The organism is Reichenbachiella sp. MSK19-1 (genome assembly GCF_003590315.1).
In the GTDB taxonomy this organism is placed as follows: domain Bacteria; phylum Bacteroidota; class Bacteroidia; order Cytophagales; family Cyclobacteriaceae; genus Reichenbachiella; species Reichenbachiella agariperforans.
This window is the reverse complement of the sequence record NZ_MIER01000016.1, coordinates 909,568-928,076: the sequence shown is the minus strand read 5'-3', so window position 1 is coordinate 928,076 and position 18,509 is coordinate 909,568. Positions and strand designations below refer to the sequence as shown.

At 42.9% G+C, this 18,509-nt stretch carries 17 protein-coding genes; 13 read left to right on the top strand and 4 right to left on the bottom strand.

Going from position 1 to position 18,509, the window contains the following annotated elements:
* Positions 1–258 precede the first annotated feature (258 nt).
* From BGP76_RS16630 to BGP76_RS16620, 3 genes are all read right to left on the bottom strand, one after another.
* Positions 259–1,107 carry an NAD(P)H-binding protein gene (locus BGP76_RS16630; protein WP_119845500.1) on the bottom strand — a complete coding sequence of 283 codons (849 nt, stop codon included), beginning with the start codon at positions 1,105–1,107 and terminating at the stop codon, positions 259–261.
* The gene (locus BGP76_RS16625; RefSeq protein WP_073120801.1) at positions 1,104–1,313 is read right to left on the bottom strand and encodes a hypothetical protein; all 210 of its coding nucleotides are present in this window, start codon (positions 1,311–1,313) and stop codon (positions 1,104–1,106) included. The genes BGP76_RS16630 and BGP76_RS16625 overlap by 4 nt, the downstream gene beginning before the upstream one ends.
* A 91-nt stretch (positions 1,314–1,404) precedes the next feature.
* Entirely contained in the window at positions 1,405–2,268 is an 864-nt protein-coding gene (locus tag BGP76_RS16620; protein WP_119845499.1) for a helix-turn-helix domain-containing protein, read from the bottom strand.
* A 212-nt stretch (positions 2,269–2,480) separates the two neighbouring features.
* Between BGP76_RS16620 and BGP76_RS16615 the strand changes: the two genes are divergently transcribed.
* The 10 genes from BGP76_RS16615 (at position 2,481) to BGP76_RS16570 (ending at position 12,075) form a co-directional block, all read left to right on the top strand.
* Positions 2,481–2,909 carry a hypothetical protein gene (locus tag BGP76_RS16615; RefSeq protein ID WP_185146856.1) on the top strand — a complete coding sequence of 143 codons (429 nt, stop codon included), beginning with the start codon at positions 2,481–2,483 and terminating at the stop codon, positions 2,907–2,909.
* Positions 2,909–3,400, top strand: a complete 492-nt coding sequence (locus BGP76_RS16610) for a glutathione peroxidase (protein ID WP_073120807.1) — start codon at positions 2,909–2,911, stop codon at positions 3,398–3,400. The genes BGP76_RS16615 and BGP76_RS16610 overlap by 1 nt, the downstream gene beginning before the upstream one ends.
* A complete protein-coding gene (locus tag BGP76_RS16605; RefSeq protein WP_119845498.1) occupies positions 3,390–3,866 on the top strand; it encodes a MarR family winged helix-turn-helix transcriptional regulator in 477 nt (158 codons plus the stop codon). Before BGP76_RS16610 ends, BGP76_RS16605 begins: the two co-directional genes overlap by 11 nt.
* A 163-nt stretch (positions 3,867–4,029) precedes the next feature.
* Positions 4,030–4,818, top strand: a complete 789-nt coding sequence (locus BGP76_RS16600) for a DUF3050 domain-containing protein (RefSeq protein ID WP_119845497.1) — start codon at positions 4,030–4,032, stop codon at positions 4,816–4,818.
* Positions 4,819–4,836: 18 nt separating this feature from the next.
* On the top strand, positions 4,837–5,460 hold the full coding sequence (locus tag BGP76_RS16595) for a hypothetical protein (RefSeq protein WP_119845496.1): 624 nt from the start codon (positions 4,837–4,839) through the stop codon (positions 5,458–5,460).
* Between the two features lie 100 nt (positions 5,461–5,560).
* Positions 5,561–6,001 carry a hypothetical protein gene (locus BGP76_RS16590; protein WP_119845495.1) on the top strand — a complete coding sequence of 147 codons (441 nt, stop codon included), beginning with the start codon at positions 5,561–5,563 and terminating at the stop codon, positions 5,999–6,001.
* 167 nt (positions 6,002–6,168) lie between these two features.
* A complete protein-coding gene (locus tag BGP76_RS16585; protein ID WP_119845494.1) occupies positions 6,169–7,278 on the top strand; it encodes a porin in 1,110 nt (369 codons plus the stop codon).
* Positions 7,279–7,622: 344 nt separating this feature from the next.
* Positions 7,623–9,902 (top strand): catalase/peroxidase HPI, encoded by a 2,280-nt coding sequence (katG, locus tag BGP76_RS16580; protein ID WP_119845581.1) that lies wholly within the window; start codon positions 7,623–7,625, stop codon positions 9,900–9,902.
* Between the two features lie 381 nt (positions 9,903–10,283).
* Positions 10,284–11,147 (top strand): SDR family oxidoreductase, encoded by an 864-nt coding sequence (locus BGP76_RS16575; RefSeq protein ID WP_119845493.1) that lies wholly within the window; start codon positions 10,284–10,286, stop codon positions 11,145–11,147.
* A gap of 16 nt (positions 11,148–11,163) precedes the next feature.
* Positions 11,164–12,075: an AraC family transcriptional regulator gene (locus tag BGP76_RS16570; protein ID WP_119845492.1), complete on the top strand. Its 912-nt coding sequence runs from the start codon at positions 11,164–11,166 to the stop codon at positions 12,073–12,075.
* 58 nt (positions 12,076–12,133) lie between these two features.
* Here BGP76_RS16570 and BGP76_RS16565 read toward each other — a convergent pair whose 3' ends face one another.
* Positions 12,134–12,982: a hypothetical protein gene (locus BGP76_RS16565; protein ID WP_119845491.1), complete on the bottom strand. Its 849-nt coding sequence runs from the start codon at positions 12,980–12,982 to the stop codon at positions 12,134–12,136.
* A 315-nt stretch (positions 12,983–13,297) separates the two neighbouring features.
* Here BGP76_RS16565 and BGP76_RS16560 point away from each other — a divergent pair, with 315 nt between their 5' ends.
* The 3 genes from BGP76_RS16560 (at position 13,298) to BGP76_RS16550 (ending at position 18,493) form a co-directional block, all read left to right on the top strand.
* Positions 13,298–13,858, top strand: a complete 561-nt coding sequence (locus BGP76_RS16560) for an RNA polymerase sigma-70 factor (protein WP_158584311.1) — start codon at positions 13,298–13,300, stop codon at positions 13,856–13,858.
* 98 nt (positions 13,859–13,956) lie between these two features.
* Complete coding sequence (locus BGP76_RS16555) at positions 13,957–14,916, top strand: FecR family protein (RefSeq protein WP_158584310.1); 960 nt, start codon at positions 13,957–13,959, stop codon at positions 14,914–14,916.
* A gap of 163 nt (positions 14,917–15,079) precedes the next feature.
* Positions 15,080–18,493: a TonB-dependent receptor gene (locus BGP76_RS16550; protein ID WP_119845488.1), complete on the top strand. Its 3,414-nt coding sequence runs from the start codon at positions 15,080–15,082 to the stop codon at positions 18,491–18,493.
* Positions 18,494–18,509 lie beyond the last annotated feature (16 nt).

Here is an 18,509-nt window from a genome sequence, read left to right as displayed (position 1 = left end):
TTTTTGTAATATTCTAATCATAAAATCAATATCATGAAAAAGAGAACAAAGTTTGGTTCATCACAGGCTCTTCTCTTGGATTTGGACGAATTTGGGCTGAGGCAGCATTAAAGCGTGGAGATATTCTATACAAGTTGAACTTTTGTAGATCATGCGCTCCATGCTCCATATTAATTCCTGTATAAATCAAAGCAAAAATCAGCCCTGCTGAAACCCAGTGAATCCAAACGATCCTGCTACTATAATTTGTAACCTCCATCAAGCATTTTTGATTTCTTGAACCATCTCTAGTGGAGCCTTATGCACTCTGCCAGCAGCTTTCTCATAGTCAGAAGGCACATCGTTGGAGCCAATGGCGATTCCTTCGTAGATACCTGCTATTATGGTACCCATAAATTCCCCTAACTCATCTTTCCTTTCTGTCTCATAATCCTCTACAGAAACGGAATGATATACAAGATCAGTTTTATACACTTGATTGATCAACGCTGCTAACTCTCCTTGGGTGATAGGCTGACCTACTAGGTTATATGTCTGGCCATTGTGACGGTCGCTCAAGAGCATTTGCGCATAGGCATATCCCAATTCCCCTCTACTGGTATAACTACACTTGCCCTCGCCTGCACAGTTTCGGATTTCTCCTGCTTTGATATACTGATCGAGGTATTCCAAATCGGGCTCGATGTAGATACCATTCCTACCAATCGCCCATTGAAGTCCCGATTCTCTTACATCCTCTTCGGTTTGGCGATTGGTTTTTACGATCGGTGCAAAAGCACTTTTTGTTTCATCTCCCACGATACTCGTATACACGATCTTTCGAACACCATTTGTTTGAGCTGCTGCTATGACATTTCTGTGCTGCTCGATTCTTTTCTGTGGTTCGTCCATACCAGAGACTAGCAGTACAGCACCCACCCCTTTTAGTGCTTGTTCAAATTGCTGCCGATCGTTGTAGTCTCCCTTTCGGATCTCAACTCCCAAGTGGCTAGCTTTCTCTGGCGTTCGTGCGATTCCTATTACGTTTTCTTTTCCGATTTCTTTGATCAATTGTTTGACAATCGATGCTCCTAATTGTCCACTTGCTGAGGTTACTGCTATTTTCATGATTGCATGTTTTGATTCAACTGGATTGTTTCTAGCTCCTTTTCTAGTTGCTCTGCTTTAGCCTTGAACTTCTCCATAGCCTTTTTTAGTTGGCCTATTTTACTGAATGCTTCATCATCTTGCACTACTTGATACACGACCTTTCCATTTGTTTCTTTGACTTTTGACTTGCTGCCACATGTTGGGCATGTTGCTACTTGACTCATTGTTTATTGTTTTAAAGCAAAATTCCACTTTCAACCACTGCTGTAAAAGGTAAATACTCTCCTAAAAATGGTAAATATGGAACTGGATCAATCAAAGAGATGACTTGTACTCCTTTGGAGTAATACCTGTATGCTTTTTAAAAAATTTGGTAAAGTTGGTCACTTCATCAAACCCCAACTCGTAAGCGATCTCCTTCAAACTATTGTTGGTACTGAGGATTGCTCTTTTTATTTCCAAAACCACATACTCGTCTATGAAATACTTGGCAGTATTCAAGGTAAAATTTTGGACGACCGCATTCAATTGCTTGGCAGAGACGGACATGTATTCCGCATAGTCCTTCACATTTCTCGTGTCCATGTACCTCTCTTCTACCAAGTTCTTGAATTGAAAGAACAGTGGATACTGCTCTGTGTTACGTTTCGTAGAAATAGCTAAGTGCGACACTCTCTCCAATTTCAACAGATACAGCTCCAGCATTTTGGCTATTATATTCCTTTGTGCATAGGTATTTTCATTATTCAGTTCCCGTGCGATCAGTGCCAAAAATGATTCATTGAAATTACTACCCTCCACCAGTGGATCTGAAATATGATAGTTGTAGAGGTGCGAAATAAAGTCAATGGTAGACTTAGAGAAAAACTTCAAAACAAAGTCTTCTGTAAAAACGACAAGGTAACCGTCGTAACTTAGATTTTCTTGAAAAGCATGCACTTGCCCTTTAGCGATTTTCAATACAGACCCTTTCTTTAGTAAGTAGTTCTCTAGATCGACTTGATGCATTCCCTCTCCTTCCGTAACAATCAACAAGGCAAAGAAGGTAATTCGGTGAGGTTTCAGTGGATCATGGTTAGGATTTTCTTCTACGCGCTCGAATAATTCAGATATCCTCAAAAATTCAATATCTGTGGCCTTTTCGCTACTATCGAATGATATGTTTGGGATATTGTTCATAGAAGTCCGTTCAGATTAATGTCCTTAGTTTTCAACTAAACAGATTTAACATAAACAATAGTCTTCTATCTAGCGACATTCCCTCCTTGTTTATTTAACTACTATTCCCAACACACCGTCCCTATTAATTCTGTATCATGATTCTAATACAACATATATAAAAGATTTTCGTAAATTACATCGTGAACGATTTAATTGTAAACGAATCAAATATGATATCCCCAAAAATAGAGACGAACAACTATCAAAAAGTACTGAGAATTATACTTGGGCTTTTCATGGTGATGGCAGCTATCGGTCACTTTACCTTTCAGCGAGCAGAGTTTCAGGCGCAGGTTCCGCTCTGGATCCCGCTGAGTAAAGATCTGGTCGTGATCCTTTCGGGTGTGGTAGAGATCAGTTTAGGACTAGGCATGATATTCTGGAAGAATTACCGAATCTATGTGGGATTGGCCTTGGCGATGTTTTACATTCTGATCTTCCCTGGCAACATCGCCCAATACCTAAACGGAACGGATGCTTTCGGTCTGGACACAGATCGCGCTCGTTTGATTAGGCTTTTCTTTCAGCCTGTACTGATCCTATGGGCTCTTTGGTCCACAGGCGCACTCAAATTTTTAATCCAAAAAACGAACAAATAATGAACACTCCATTTTACGAATTAGAAGCAACTACCCTCCAAGGAAAAACTGCACAGATGAAAGATTTTGCTGGCAAAGCGGTCTTGGTGGTCAATACCGCCAGTCAATGCGGACTGACACCACAGTTCGAAGGGCTAGAAAAGCTGTATCAAAAATACAAAGACGACGGCTTGGTGATCATAGGCTTTCCTTGCAACCAGTTTGGCAATCAAGAACCTGGAGGAAAAGAATCCATCGAAGAAGGATGCATGATCAACTACGGCGTGACATTCCCGATGATGGAGAAGATAGAAGTGAATGGCGAGGGCACACACCCTGTTTTTCGCTATCTCAAAAATGAACTGGGAGGACTCTTTGGCAGTCGAATCAAATGGAACTTCACCAAGTTTCTCATCGATCCACAAGGTCAACCCGTCAAGCGTTTTGCTCCGACAACCAAGCCCGAGAAGATTGACAAGTACATACACCAAACCTTAGCTCATGAAGAATAATCCTGAGACACTGTGGCTAGAGAACCAAATATGCTTTCCGATCTATGCGGCCTCTCGCATGGTGACCAAGCTATACACCCCGTTTCTCAGTCAGTTGGACATCACCTACCCACAGTATTTGGTGCTACTGACCCTCTGGCAGACAGACCAGATGACCGTGTCGGAGATCAGTCATCTGGTCCATCTAGAATCAAATACCCTCACCCCTGTACTCAAGCGGATGCAGGGCAAAGGACTGATCGAACGCCAACGTTCTGAGAAGGACGAAAGAAGTGTAATCATCTCCTTGACGGAAAAAGGGAAAGCCCTGCGAAAAGAAGCAATGTGCATCCCTCAGCAGATCATAGACCAATTCGCATCAGATGAGATCAATGCGCAAGAAATCCATCAACTAAAGCAGACACTGACGAAGTTGACTGATATCTTAGGTAAGAAAGAGATGGTACCTCTTAGGCAGAATGTGTAGTACTCTTCATAGCCATATTGTACCCAAAGGGTTGTGAATCATAGAAAAATAAAGCACTATTGCAGCCCATAAATATATGCCTCCACCCGTAAGGTTTTGAGGCACAATCAAACAACAAATCACAACACCTTGCCATGGTGCAAGTCACATAGAAGTGAACCCGATGGATAGAATACAAGAGATAGAAAGTGAGATCGCTGGATTGCGTACCCAATTGCAAAAACACTCGCTCTACGAAAACCTAAAGGACATCAATGACATCAAAATTTTCATGGAAAACCATGTTTTTGCCGTATGGGATTTTATGTCTTTGTTGAAGGCTCTACAGCTGAAATTGACGAACGTACATACCCCTTGGACTCCTAGAACTAACCCGACACTAGCACGATTCATCAATGAGATCGTACATGGTGAGGAAAGCGATATCAACGAGTTAGGAGAACCTAAAAGTCACTTTGAAATGTACCTAGAGGCGATGCTCCAAGTCGGTGCAAAGACGAATGAAATCGATCAGTTCATTCGATTGATCGAACAAGGAAAGTCTGTCACTGATTCTTTACAAGCCAGCAATATTGATCAACGTGTGATTGATTTTGTGGAGTTTTCTTTCTCGACGATAGCCACGGACAAGCCTCACTTGGTGGCTGCAGCATTTACTTTTGGGAGAGAGGATGTCATTCCAGACATGTTCATCGAGATTCTGAAAAATGCCGACGCAGAGAACACGCGCTACAACAAGCTGAGCTACTATCTCGAACGCCATATCGAACTAGATGGAGACGAGCATGGACCACTTTCTCTACAAATGGTAGCAGAACTCTGTGGCGAAGATGAAACCAAATGGCAGGAGACATTGACTATAGCCAAAGATGCATTGACCAAGCGGATCAGCCTTTGGGACGGGGTCCGTGATTTGATAGCAAAAGAAAGAGTAAGTTTAGCGTTGTCTTGACTCTACGAATTTAAAAACATGAACCTTCACGCATCTATATTCTTCATCACACTATCGATCGTGAGCAGCGTGGATGTTTTGGGTCAAGGACACAACCGTATGGAAATCGAACGCATAACAACCTTAGGAAAGGATTCGATCACTGAGATCGCTCATGGCATTGTTCGGCAGAAATATCCGGACTTGGACATCATTCTTGGTGATTTTGACATCTCTGTTTGGTCCAATACCCAAGAGGTTCTGGTACAGTACAAAAGACGCATTCGGTTCGTGCCACTAGGTCAAGAAACGAGGAATTATACATACGACTTTACAGTCCATGTGATGCCCCATGGGATCAGTCCTTTTGATTTTTTTGGGGTAGATGACTTTTACCTACCTACAAGCGAGGACAGAGAAAAGATTTCTTTTGTCCAAAATGCTTTTGGCTTGCCTCGTCAGTGGTTTGATAGCGAGGTGACGGAGATGGAGAACAAGTATGTGGTTTCGTTGAGCAATGAGGTGTCTTTTGGGATATACGAGATAGATAAAGTCACAGGCATGGAAATTCCACAAAGCTCCATAGAAGGCAACTGGGAACCTGAGCCTGATATATTGGGTGGGGAAGAGGACAAGGATCCTTATGTCGAAATAAAGGAGTAGCAAACCTCTAAAATCTACTAGATGTAGCGGCTTTCGATGCAGGTGAAGATGATTTAAGCATCTACTTTTTTTTCTATCCAAAGCCCAATGGGTATCTTGAGTGAGCGCAACTGAGGGTATAGCAGTTGTGCCAAGTATCATCATGAAACCAGAAGACCTCAGTCGCGCATGGACGCACCGACAAATCCTCGAACTCAACTTCAACAACAGACTCAATTTCTTCCTGTTGTTTCAGTCCATCCTCTTGGCTGCCACTGTCAACGGGATCGGTGACGGCAATGACCACATGATCTTGATGGCTCTCTGTGTGTTTGGAGGAGTAATCACCGTCATCTGGTGGCTCATCCAATCCAAAGAGCACCACATGCTGGACAAGGTCAAGAATTTCCTCAGAGAAAACGACGAGAGCTACCGCGAGCGTAGAAAACTCTACGAAAGCTACCTCTCCAAGTTTTCTGTCAATCAACTATTCAGCAGAGTGATCCCGCCGATGTTGACGGTGATTTGGATCCTGCTGATGATCTATTTGTTGGTCAAGTAGAATTGTGGGGATTGCTGCGTCGCGCCTATACATTCATCGAGCTCTTTTTGATAGACGCATATTATTCTATGATTCAAAACATAAAATAACCTGACATCCTTTTCGTTTTTTCTTGTTGCAAACTTGCCTTTTGGTTAATTTCAAACTCGACATTTTATAAAACCGACATGAACAACATCAGAAAAATAGGAGCACTCAGTCTACTCTTGAGTCTCACGATACTCCATGCCCTTCAGGCACAGGACAAGGAAGAAAACAGCGATTTGGGTCTATCCATCAGTGCTTTTGTGGATGCATATTATGCTTATGATTTTGATCGACCGACACAAGGTTATCGTCAGTCGTTTTTCTACAACCACAACCGTCACAACGAATTCAACATCAATCTCGCCCTGATCCGAATGGCGGTAGAGAATGATCGTTACCATGCCGTGGTGACATTGCAGGCAGGCACCTATGCGCAGGACAATTACAGTCCAGAGCAAGAGCTGCTCCAGCATCTACACGAGGCATACGCAGGCGTAGCTCTCAACGCATCGGGTAGTCTCTGGCTTGATGCAGGGGTGTTTGCTTCCAACTTGGGGTTCGAAAGTGCCGTATCGATGGACAATTACACATTAACTCGCTCTTTGGTTGCGGAGGAATCTCCTTACTTCCTCTCTGGGGCAAAGTTGACCTACACTCCCTCGGATCAGTGGCTTTTCATGGCGCTCGTCTCCAACGGGTGGCAGCACATCCAGCGTGTCGATGGCAACAGTCTGCCGGCATTTGGCTCACAGATACAGTATATGCCCAATGACAACATTCTCCTCAATTGGAGCACCTTCATCGGGTCGGACGATCCAGACGCGACCCGACGCATGCGCTACTTCAACGACATCTTCGGGACATTCAAACTATCCGACAAACTAGACCTCATCGCGGGCGTAGATGTGGGATGGCAGCAGACCGCCAAAGAGAGTTCTACTTACGACAGTTGGATCGCTCCGGTAGCGATTTTGCACTACCAGATCGATGACCAGTGGGGCACGGCTGTGCGTGGAGAGTACTTCAACGATGCACAGCAGATTGCTGTGTCGACAGACAGCGGTCTGGGGTTCAAGACCACCAGCGTCTCCTGGAATCTCGACTACCAGCCTGACCCGAAAGTCATGTGTCGTGTAGAAGGCCGATACTTCAGTAGCCCAAATGACATCTTCAACAACGGCGAGGTACTCTCTGACAGCAACTTTTTTATCACCGCTTCGCTAGCCGTCAAACTCAACAAGGATTTCTAGGCATTCCTATGTGATGGGAGTATTGAGACACAGGATTTTGGACTAAATATGACGTGGATGCGCTACTTTATGTAGAGCGAAGTGTTTGGCCATCGAGTGTCTGGGAGAGGCCATGCGGAGGCATTTTATTTATGGTTCTTACCGTTTAAAGCACTTTAGCTGTTGCTTCGATCAATAGATGATGTTGATTTGTTTGCTTGTTTTTTGATAAAATATCGAGTGTATTCTTTTGTTCTTATAGACAACATCGATATCATGATCGAAAAAAGCATTTTGAATCGGAGGTATGGCCAGTGCTGAAGGTTGACATTTACATAAAATTCCAAAAACTAAATTTTATGTATATGAAAAAGATGATAGCCTTCTGCTCGCTTCTTGCCTTGGTGGCTTTATTGCCAGCCTGCCAAGAGAAAGCAGGACATGAAACTGCGGATGCCGACGGCAATTCGGGCGCTACCCGAAAGAGCAAGTCGAATATGAATGCGACTAGCAACAGTGAGTGGTGGCCCAACCAACTCAACCTAAGTATCCTTCGCCAGCATTCTACTTTGTCCAACCCAATGGGCGAAGAGTTTGACTACATCGAGGAGTTCAATAGCCTGGATTACGAAGCACTGAAAGAAGACATTAGAGTAGTATTGACAGACTCTCAAGATTGGTGGCCTGCCGATTTTGGGCACTATGGCGGCTTGTTTATCCGTATGGCGTGGCATAGTGCTGGGACCTATCGCTCAGCTGATGGGCGCGGAGGCTCACGCTCTGGTCAGCAACGATTCGCTCCGCTCAATAGCTGGCCGGACAATGCCAACTTGGACAAAGCGAGACGGCTCATCTGGCCGATCAAACAGAAGTATGGCAATAAAATCTCATGGGCAGATTTGATGGTCTTGACGGGCAACGTCGCACTAGAGGACATGGGATTTGAGACTTTCGGTTATGCTGGAGGTAGAGAAGATACATGGGAGCCAGAGCTAGATGTGTACTGGGGAGCAGAGAAGACATGGTTGTCTGATGACAAAAGATATACTGGAGACCGTGAACTAGAAGATCCATTAGCAGCTGTGCAAATGGGGTTGATCTATGTGAACCCAGAAGGCCCGAACGGCAACCCTGATCCGCTATTGGCGGCAGAGGATATCCGTGCGACATTTGGCCGCATGGGGATGAACAACGAAGAGACTGTTGCGCTGATCGCAGGAGGACACACCCTCGGCAAAGCGCACGGAGCAGGACCTGCTACGCATGTAGGTGATGACCCAGAATCCGCAGCTATCGAAGAGCAAGGGTTCGGATGGAAAAGCGATTACAAATCAGGAAAAGGAGCAGATGCGATTACTTCCGGACTGGAAGTGACATGGACCTCTACTCCTACGAGATGGAGTCATTTGTTCTTCTTCAATCTATTCGAAAACGAATGGGAATTGACCAAAAGCCCTGCAGGTGCTCACCAGTGGGTAGCTAAAGACCCTAAGATGCTGGTGCCAGACGCATTTGATTCGGAGAAGAAGCACAAGCCTACGATGTTCACGACAGATTTGTCTTTGAGGTTTGATCCGACATTCGAAAAGATCGCGAGAGGGTTTTACGAAAACCCAGAAACATTCAACGAGGCTTTTGCACGTGCGTGGTTCAAATTGACGCACAGAGACATGGGACCAAAGACAACGTACTTGGGACCTGAAGCACCGGAGGAAGATTTGATTTGGCAAGACCCAATTCCAGCGGTAGATCACGCATTGATCTCTAGCACGGATATCTCTAGTTTGAAATCGACAATTCTCAAATCTGATTTGTCTATCCAAGAATTGGTCACCACGGCATGGGCATCTGCCTCTACCTATCGTGAGTCAGACAGACGTGGAGGAGCCAATGGCGCTAGAATCCGTCTTGCACCGCAGAAGGATTGGGAAGTGAACAATCCGGCACAGTTGGCCAAAGTACTCACAGTATATGAGCAGATCCAAAGGGATTTCAACGCCAAGTCGGGTGCAAAGAAAGTGTCTATTGCGGATTTGATTGTCCTCGGTGGTACGGTTGGGGTCGAGCAGGCTGCTGCCAATGCTGGCTATGCCGTGAAAGTCCCCTTCGTAGCAGGACGTATGGATGCGACCCAGGAGCAAACGGACGTGGAGTCTTTTGGATTGCTAGAGCCGATGGCAGATGCGTTCAGAAACTACCTGAAAACAAGATACAAGATCCCAACGGAAGAACTATTGATTGACAAGGCGCAATTGCTGACACTAAGTGCACCCGAGATGACTGTTTTGGTAGGGGGTATGCGCTCTATGGGTGCTAATTATGACGGGTCGTCAGACGGAGTCTTTACAGACAATACGGATGCACTGAGCAATGACTTCTTCGTCAATCTACTCGATATGAGTACCGCATGGAAAACTACCTCGGATACCCAAGAGGAGTTTGAAGGCTTGGACAGAAAGACAGGGGAAGCGAGGTACACCGCAACCCGTGCAGATTTGATTTTCGGATCCAATTCCGAACTGAGAGCTTTGGCAGAAGTCTATGCACAAGCAGATTCGAAAGAGAAATTCGTGACTGATTTTGTGGCAGCATGGGACAAAGTGATGAACTTGGACAGGTTCGACCTGACCTACCCACAGCACTAAGATAGCAGAGTCCTATCCAAGATAAAGACGCACCGTAGGCCGATGGCTTACGGTGCGTTTGTTTTTTAGACGGACTCCCTCAGTATGTTTCTCATCATGTGCAACATGGGGAGACTCCTTGCGCAAGATGGAGGCTGTCGTAGTGCAACCATATGCTGACAGTAAGCTTACAGGGAATCCAAACACACTCATCTCAAAATTTTAGTTGTCATAGCATCAAAAAAACCTATTCATCCACTCACGAGATGTAAAGCTGTGTTCGTTTAGCAATTAATCAAAGGCGCCTCTTTGAAAGCCTAAAACGATTACAACAAAGCAAGATTTGACTAAAAATATCTGCCATACACGCTAGAGCTTTGCATAAATCAAAAACAGATCATTATGCAAATATTAGTAACAGGAACTACCGGTAATCTTGGTCGTTCGGTCATTGAAACTTTATTAAAGAATATTCCAGCTCAAAACATCTCTGCCTTTGTTCGCGAAGAAGAAAAAATATTAGAGCTAAAAGCAAAAGGAATAAATGTTTTTCGAGGCGATTATGATAATGTGTCCACTCTTGAAACTGCAATGGCAAATGTAGATACCGTGCTTTTAATTTCAGCAGGCGATCAAGGCAACCGACTGCAACAACACAGAAATATCATTGATACCGCTAAAAAATCAGGTGTTAAAAACATTGCCTACACGAGTAGAGCCATGAAAAATAGAAGCACATTGGCACATCAGTTGATGGAAGAACATTTTCTTACGGAAGATTACATCAAAGCAAGCGGGCTAAACTATACCATTTTTAGAAACACCTTGTATATGGATGTACTCCCGCTCTTTGTGGGTAAAAAAGTGTTTGAAACGGGCATTTATCAACCTGCAGGAGATGGAAAAGTAGCTTTTGCCTTAAGAAAAGAAATGGGCGAAGCAATGGCTAATGTACTCTCAAATGAAGCTTGTGAAAACAAAACATACAAATTCACAAACAATGAATCCTATTCGTTTTATGATATTGCCAAAGCTTTGACCACCCTTTCGGGGAAAGAGGTGAATTACCAACCAGTAGACATTTCTGCTTTTCAAGAAAGAATGAGACCAACAGGAATACCAGCAGCCATGCTCCAAAAAGTAATAGAATTCAACACCGATATAAAAAACGGACAAGAAGACGAAACAACCAATGACTTAGAAAACAAACTAGGGCGCAAACCAACCACACTAAAAGAAGGATTAAAAACACTCTTTGGATTATAAACCGCAACTTTGCTTGATGTCAAAACCCTATCATATAAAATCCATCACCGAATACCATAAAGTGATGGGTTTGCCTAAGCCTGAGCACCCACTGATCAGTGTGATAAAATTTGAGGAAATAAAGCACCATGAGACTAATCCTGTAAATATTACGAATGATTTCTATTCCATCGCTTTAAAAAAGGACTTTAATGCCAAATTAAAGTATGGTCAACAGTCCTATGATTTTGATGAAGGAATCCTGCATTTCATGTCCCCTAAGCAAGTACTTTCTTTTGAATTCAGAACGGATGAAGAGTTGAACCATAAGGGATGGTTATTGCTAGTACATCCCGATTTTCTTTGGAATGCTCCCCTAGCGAAAAAAATAAAAGCCTATGAATTCTTTGACTACAAAATAAACGAGGCACTGCATTTGTCTGACAAAGAAGAAAAAATGATTGCCGGTGTTATAGATAGTATTGCTCAAGAATACCGAGCCAATATTGACTCTTTTAGCCAAGAGGTCATCATAGCGCAATTGGCGTTATTACTCACCTACTCCGAACGATTTTACCAGCGCCAATTTATCACACGAAAAATCACCAATCACACACTCTTAACCCAGTTTGAGGAATTGCTATGTGCTTATTATCATAAAGAAGATTTGATAGAAAAGGGAATTCCAACCGTTCAGTATTTTGCCAATGAACTGAATCTATCTGCCAATTATTTAAGTCGCTTGCTAAAAAATCTAACAGGCAAAAGCACCAAACATTTCATACAAGATAAGGTGATTGATCTGGCAAAAGAAAGGCTGTCGACCACCGAATTGTCCGTCAGTGAAATCGCCTATACATTAGGCTTTGAGCACATACAATCGTTCAGTAAACTATTCAAGCGTAAAACAGACCTTACACCTTCTGAATTCAGGCAATCGTTTCACTGAAAGTATGACACCACCGCCATGACCTTATCAATCCGCTTGTTACCCTGTGCACTAACACCTAAAACCACTCCTTCAGCATACGGATGTAATTGAATAATTGCAAAACTCCAAAAGATAAAGTGAGGAGGATCACGATAGACCACAGCTTGGAATCGTTGCGATTTTCTTTTGCGACAAGCGTACTCATGAGGAAATAGAGACCTCCGCCTAGCATGGGCACAAAGTACAGTAGACTTTCTCCTTCACCAAAAAACTGAGCGAAAGTAAGTCTCTCTCCAAAGAGCTTCACTGCAGTCCAGTGCAGACCAAAAAGTAGCATCTGAAAAATCAATACTCCCAATAGAGGAACAATGCGCTGCTCTAACACCGTTTGTGATATGGCTTTTCCATTCTTTTGAGTTTCTTGTGAGAATAGCAAGAGCTGGATAGGCATAAAGGCATGACCGACAAAGCCTAGCCAAAAGTATCGGGTATCAACTGTCGGCGCAGATACATCGACCGAAAGAGAAAAGAGACTGGAGACGTTGACTGCTATCAGTGCAAGGGAAGTCACCGCTATCATGGGAAAGAATATAAAGCCCATGATATTGCCTTCCATGCCACGAAAGTAAGTACGCAAGGTGAATAACGTCACAGCCCAGCCGATGACAGATAACCACCAATACTTAGGCTGGTAAGCCTGGCATACATCAAAATCAGCAAGGAGCAGATAGCCTATGCCATAGCTGATCCCCAATACCGCGGTTGTATACACCATAGAGTAGATCACATAGGGTTGGATCTTTAGTTTGCTGGTATTGGTACTGTCGGGCGTGAAATAGGAAGGTCCCGAAAAGCAAATAAAAAAAAGAATCAAACCAAAGGGGCTTAGCAGGATGTTGACCAGGGCTATCGCTACTTCTATCATAATTTAGGACATTCAGAGTTCACACAAGGTTAGGTGAATACATGCACTTTTGAGTTTTACTTTATACTAAAACCCTAGTGTAAGTGATCTAGAGAATTGTTTAGGTAATGTGATTCTATTCTCAACGAAATTTATGATGCCCTTGAGACATTGTAGTATTACGTTGACACGGTGAAAGTAAAGAAATAATCTACAAACGGCCATAGAATTAGGAGGGGGGGGGGTAGGTAGATTTCTTAACCTTTCTTTAATAGACGTACTAGGACAGAAAAGACAATAATTGCATTAATTTGATTTAAAATCATTTCTCTAGTTTTGGATAGATTAGATAAAAAATCCGATGACACGTTGGTCACCTATATAAAAGAAGGAGACCGAGCTGCTTTCAATATCGTATTTGAGAGGTACTGGGAGGATTTGTGTCACGCGGCCTATAAACTCCTCAAAGATGAAAGTAGCGCGAAAGATGTGGTTCAAGAAGTATTTTTTGATTTTTGGTCACGCCGTGAGCAACATGATATCATGAGTTTGTCGGGCTTTTTGTATCAGGCGGTGAGGTATCAATCCCTGAAGCAACTGCGAAAATTACCATCACTTGATATTTATGAGTTGCGGTTTCAGGATATTCTTCAAGAGAATACAACCGAAGAGGCTATATATTTGAAACAGCTTGGGGATAGATTAGAACAACAGCTGGGGGAGCTGCCTCAGAAGTACCGTACCGTATTTGAGATGAGTAGGGTGCAGAATCTGTCCAACAAAGAAATTGCAACTAAACTACAGTTGTCACAGCGTACCGTAGAATGGTACCTTCATACGATTCTGAAGCACCTCAAAACTTCACTTACCGGCATGGTACTGTTTTTTTGGTTTTGATCTAATCAAAAATTACCTGATTGTTACCAAAGTCAACGAATCATTAATTAATAAAAATCGACCAGTAGTTACTCCCTCCCAGTGGTACATAGATGCATATGGGACTCAAGGACAAAAAGAAGCTACAAGAGCTTTTGAGAAAATACGAACAAGGAGTATGCACTCAAGCAGAACGTGAAGTATTGCACTTACTGTTTGATTCTTTTCAGAGGGATGAAGAGATGTCATATAGTACGAGTGAAATTCAAGTAAGAGCAGAGATATTTACTGCTCTCAATCAACGAATTAATTCTGAGATTAGAGATCGCCACGTGCCGCAGAGGATGTTTTTGCAAATCGCCGCATCTATTTTGTTGGTGGTCGGTTTAGGGTTGAGTGGGTATTTTATCTCGAAGACACCTCCACCTCAGGTAGCACAGGTAATCAAGACAACAGAGAGAGGACAAAAACTCACTGTGACTCTACCAGACGGATCGGTCGTCCAGCTCAACTCAGGGAGTCGTATCATCTATCCAGAGGTCTTTGAGAATACTAGAGAGATCTCTCTAAGTGGCGAAGCTTTCTTCTCAGTCAAGAAAAATCCAGATAAGCCTTTTGTGGTCCACACAGGAGATATCCACACCAAGGTATTAGGAACATCTTTTAATATTCATGCTTTCCCATCAGATAAGCAAGTGGAAGTGACGGTCGCAACTGGTCGTGTCAATGTATCGCGTGATCAAGAATCTGTCGACCTGGTACCAGGGGAACAGGTAGCATACCATGGGGAGAGTAATCAATGGACCCATAGACAAGTCGACCTAGAGAATTATTTAGCATGGAAAGATGGCGTATTGAATTTTGAGGGCACTACCATAGAGAAAGCCATGGAAGAGATTAGCATGTGGTATGATGTAGATGTGTCCTTTGATCAACCACAAAGTAATGCGTGTGATTTGAAGATAAAGTTTAAACAACTGAGCTTGACGCAAGTATTGGATCAGATCAAGCTAGTGACAGGAATAGAGTATGAAATGAAAGAGCGAGAGGTAAAAGTGATGGGTAGAGCCTGTCACTAAATCAAAATAAGAAGCCTATGTAACAAAACAACTAGAATGCTTATGACTGGACTTACGAGGTAAGAAAAGTAAACCCGAAACTGCGCCAACAGAATCGGGTTCAGAACAATTAATTCAAATCCGGATGGCCATCCGGAAAACTCATTAATAACTAAACAAAATTATGAAATCATCATTATTAAACCTACTGATGTTGTTATCAAAGAAAGCACTACATGTTTTTCTCATTCAATTGATTGCCATGCAGTTTATATTGGCTAGTGAAGTAAAAAGCCAAAAATTGAATGAAGTACAATTGAGCTTTGTATTAGAGGCTGCTTCATTAGAGCAAGTATTCACTGAACTGGAATCGCAAACACAGTTTGAATTTGGGTATGATCGTCACGTACTGCGGTCAAAGTCTAAATATTCTTTTCGCGCAAATAATTTGAGCCTAGAAGAAGTACTGTTGCATATCGCTGAAAAGGAGAATTTAAGATTTAAAAGAGTAAACGATCAAATCTTAGTATTTAAGGTAGAGAAAGAGGCAAGTGCAGTTTCTAGAATTGAAGTTGTAGCAGACCGAACAGTTACGGGACGAATCACAGGGGCCGAGTTAGGAGACCCTCTTATTGGCGCGAGTGTAGTGCTAAAGGGTACGCAGGTTGGAGCGATTACCGATGTAGATGGGCGATTTTCTATTTCTATCCCAGAGGATGCAGAAATACTAATCGTCACCTACATTGGGTATGAATCTAAGGAAATTATTCTTGGAGAAAACAGTTCTTACAGTATCAGTCTCAAGCAAGACGTCACTTCACTGGAAGAGCTAGTAGTGGTTGGGTACGGTAGTACCAAAAAGAAGGATGTAAACGGTGCAGTATCAGAGGTTAAAGCGGTACAACAGATGAACGACCGTCCAATATTCAACGCACAAGAGATTATGCAAGGAACCGTTGCAGGAGTGACAGTACTCAACAACGGAGGAGATCCGACTGCCCAGCCAGTGGTACGTGTACGTGGAATAGGTACACTTTCTAACGAAGAGCCACTCTATGTAGTAGATGGGCTTCCGGGTGCTATTATGCCTAACCCAGCAGATATAGCTTCGATCAACGTACTAAAAGATGCTTCGGCTTCTGCAATATATGGTGCTAGAGCAGCGGCGGGAGTAGTGATCATCACGACCAAAAAAGGAGAGACAGGAAAGCCCACTGTTGATTTGAATGTATATAGCGGAGTACAAGAGGCATGGAAGACATTGACTTCTCTTGATGCAAAGGAATATGCTGAGACGATGAACCAGGCTTTTGATAATGCTGGATTTGCTGCTGATTATGCTGGGCGTGATTACATCACCATGGAGAAAAACCCTGATGGTTTTGTAACGAGAACAGACTGGATGGATGAGATATTCCGAACAGGTGTCATTCAGAACTATGATCTCTCTGTGAAAGGAGGGAATGAGGATAGTCATTTTTTTGCTTCGTTTGGTTACCGCAATACAGAAGGGACTTTACTCAATACGTATGCGGAGCGATTCTCTGCTCGGCTTAATAGTGATTTTTATGTGGGGAAAAGACTGAAAATTGGGGAGAATTTTTCTGTCCAATTTAACAACGGAAACTATGGAGTGAGTACCGCCAATGCCTATACTGGAGCGATCATTACCGCACTGTACTATCCAGCGAGTGCGAAAATCTGGGAAGACAAAGAGTCAGGCCTATATGGGGGCGTTGCACCACGCGGAAGTCAGTACATTGGTTCATATGGTGATTTGATCAATCCAGTTGCCTATCTCGATCGCCTCAGTAACAGAAGACCGTCGACTACCATGTCTGGGAATGCTTTCGCTGAACTCACAATCATGGATGGATTGACCTATAAACTCAATATGGGTATCAATAGAAACAACATTACAATTAAGGATTTCACTTCCAAAATCACAGAACCTGGGAAGATATTTGACTACAATGAGTTGTATCAAGAAAACAGGATTGTCAACGAATTTGTGATAGAAAACACCTTAGAGTACAAAAAGGTCTTTGCTGGGAAACACTCTGTTCAAGCTTTGATGGGGTATATGGCTCAAGAAAATAGCTACGAGTATTTCTCAATGAGTGCAAGGGGGTTTCAAAGCGAAGAGGATGATCAGCAGTATTTCCCTAATGCCAATGGCCCTTTCAACGCCCCTGATGGAGGAAAAGGAGTGAATAGTTTGATTTCTACACTTGGTAGACTCAATTATGATTATATGGATAAATACTCCTTGACTGTGACAGTTAGACGAGATGGTTCTTCCAAGCTGGGGGAAGGAAACAAATGGGGGACTTTTCCGTCTGCAGCCTTGGCTTGGAGGATATCCAATGAGTCATTTATGAAGGGGATTGACTGGCTAAATGATTTGAAACTACGAGGGAGCTGGGGTAAATTAGGTAACGTAGGTGCTTTGGGCAATTACCCTACTGCTATTACGCTTTCTCGTACCAATGCCCTTTTGGGTGATCCAGCGTCGTATACCAATTACTTTGGATATAGTATCAATGGTATTGCCAATCCAGACATTAAGTGGGAAACGACCACTCAGACGGATTTCGGTATTGATGCTTCTATGCTAGACAACCATGTTTACTTTAGTGCAGATTATTTTGTCAAAAACACAGATGACATGTTGCTTCAGGTACCACTATCTGGTACAGCTGGTGTCAGCAATGCTCCTTGGGAAAATGCCGGATCTGTGGAGAATAAAGGTTGGGAGTTTATGCTCGGGTACACTAATCAGGTTGGCCAATTGCATTTTGACGCATCTGCCAATCTGACTGCAATTCGAAATGAGGTGACAAGCCTCGGAGACAACTATACCAATATATCACATTCCAATAGCGTACGAGGTATTTTACAGCCTTTGAGAACTGAAGTGGGACAAGCGATCTACTCGTATTATGTATATGAAACAGATGGAATTTTTCAAACAGACCAAGAGGCGGAAAATTATGTCAACAATGGTTTAGTCGTTCAACCACAGGCACAAGCTGGCGATTTGAAATTTGTTGATCAAAATGGTGATGGTAAATTGGACGAGGAGGATAAGATCTTCAAGGGAGATAATTTCCCTGACTTTAGCTATGGATTCAATTTAGGAGCTAATTACAAGAATTTTGACTTCAATCTACAAATACAAGGAGTTCAAGGTGTGACTGTGTTCAACGGGTTGAAATTTAGTACGCTTAAGCCTACTCAAGGATACAATATGCTGGATGATATCCAAGATGCTTGGTCTCCCACCAATATGAACTCTGATATTCCAAGGCTCTCTGTCAAAGATGAAAACAACAATTTTGGGACAGTGTCTGATTGGTACCTAGAGGATGCATCATACATGAGAATCAAAAACTTAACTATTGGGTATAGTCTGTCAAGTACGCTTATCGATCGAGTCAATATTGACCAGTTAAGAGTGTATTTCACAGCGTCTAACCTGCTGACACTTACCAAGTACTCAGGTATGGACCCAGAAGTAATAGCAGATCATGGTATTGATCAAGGGTATTACCCCTTATCTAGAAGTTTTATTCTCGGAATCAACCTTAAGTTTTGATCCCATACATCAATCT

What these genes read in the sequence shown, in the direction of transcription:
- BGP76_RS16630 (WP_119845500.1), bottom strand. Translation starts at nt 1,107, where the DNA reads ATGAAAATAGCAGTAACCTCAGCAAGTGGACAATTAGGAGCATCGATT.
- BGP76_RS16625 (WP_073120801.1), bottom strand. Translation starts at nt 1,313, where the DNA reads ATGAGTCAAGTAGCAACATGCCCAACATGTGGCAGCAAGTCAAAAGTC.
- BGP76_RS16620 (WP_119845499.1), bottom strand. Translation starts at nt 2,268, where the DNA reads ATGAACAATATCCCAAACATATCATTCGATAGTAGCGAAAAGGCCACA.
- BGP76_RS16615 (WP_185146856.1), top strand. Translation starts at nt 2,481, where the DNA reads ATGATATCCCCAAAAATAGAGACGAACAACTATCAAAAAGTACTGAGA.
- BGP76_RS16610 (WP_073120807.1), top strand. Translation starts at nt 2,909, where the DNA reads ATGAACACTCCATTTTACGAATTAGAAGCAACTACCCTCCAAGGAAAA.
- BGP76_RS16605 (WP_119845498.1), top strand. Translation starts at nt 3,390, where the DNA reads ATGAAGAATAATCCTGAGACACTGTGGCTAGAGAACCAAATATGCTTT.
- BGP76_RS16600 (WP_119845497.1), top strand. Translation starts at nt 4,030, where the DNA reads ATGGATAGAATACAAGAGATAGAAAGTGAGATCGCTGGATTGCGTACC.
- BGP76_RS16595 (WP_119845496.1), top strand. Translation starts at nt 4,837, where the DNA reads ATGAACCTTCACGCATCTATATTCTTCATCACACTATCGATCGTGAGC.
- BGP76_RS16585 (WP_119845494.1), top strand. Translation starts at nt 6,169, where the DNA reads ATGAACAACATCAGAAAAATAGGAGCACTCAGTCTACTCTTGAGTCTC.
- katG (WP_119845581.1), top strand. Translation starts at nt 7,623, where the DNA reads ATGAAAAAGATGATAGCCTTCTGCTCGCTTCTTGCCTTGGTGGCTTTA.
- BGP76_RS16575 (WP_119845493.1), top strand. Translation starts at nt 10,284, where the DNA reads ATGCAAATATTAGTAACAGGAACTACCGGTAATCTTGGTCGTTCGGTC.
- BGP76_RS16570 (WP_119845492.1), top strand. Translation starts at nt 11,164, where the DNA reads ATGTCAAAACCCTATCATATAAAATCCATCACCGAATACCATAAAGTG.
- BGP76_RS16565 (WP_119845491.1), bottom strand. Translation starts at nt 12,982, where the DNA reads ATGATAGAAGTAGCGATAGCCCTGGTCAACATCCTGCTAAGCCCCTTT.
- BGP76_RS16555 (WP_158584310.1), top strand. Translation starts at nt 13,957, where the DNA reads ATGGGACTCAAGGACAAAAAGAAGCTACAAGAGCTTTTGAGAAAATAC.
- BGP76_RS16550 (WP_119845488.1), top strand. Translation starts at nt 15,080, where the DNA reads ATGAAATCATCATTATTAAACCTACTGATGTTGTTATCAAAGAAAGCA.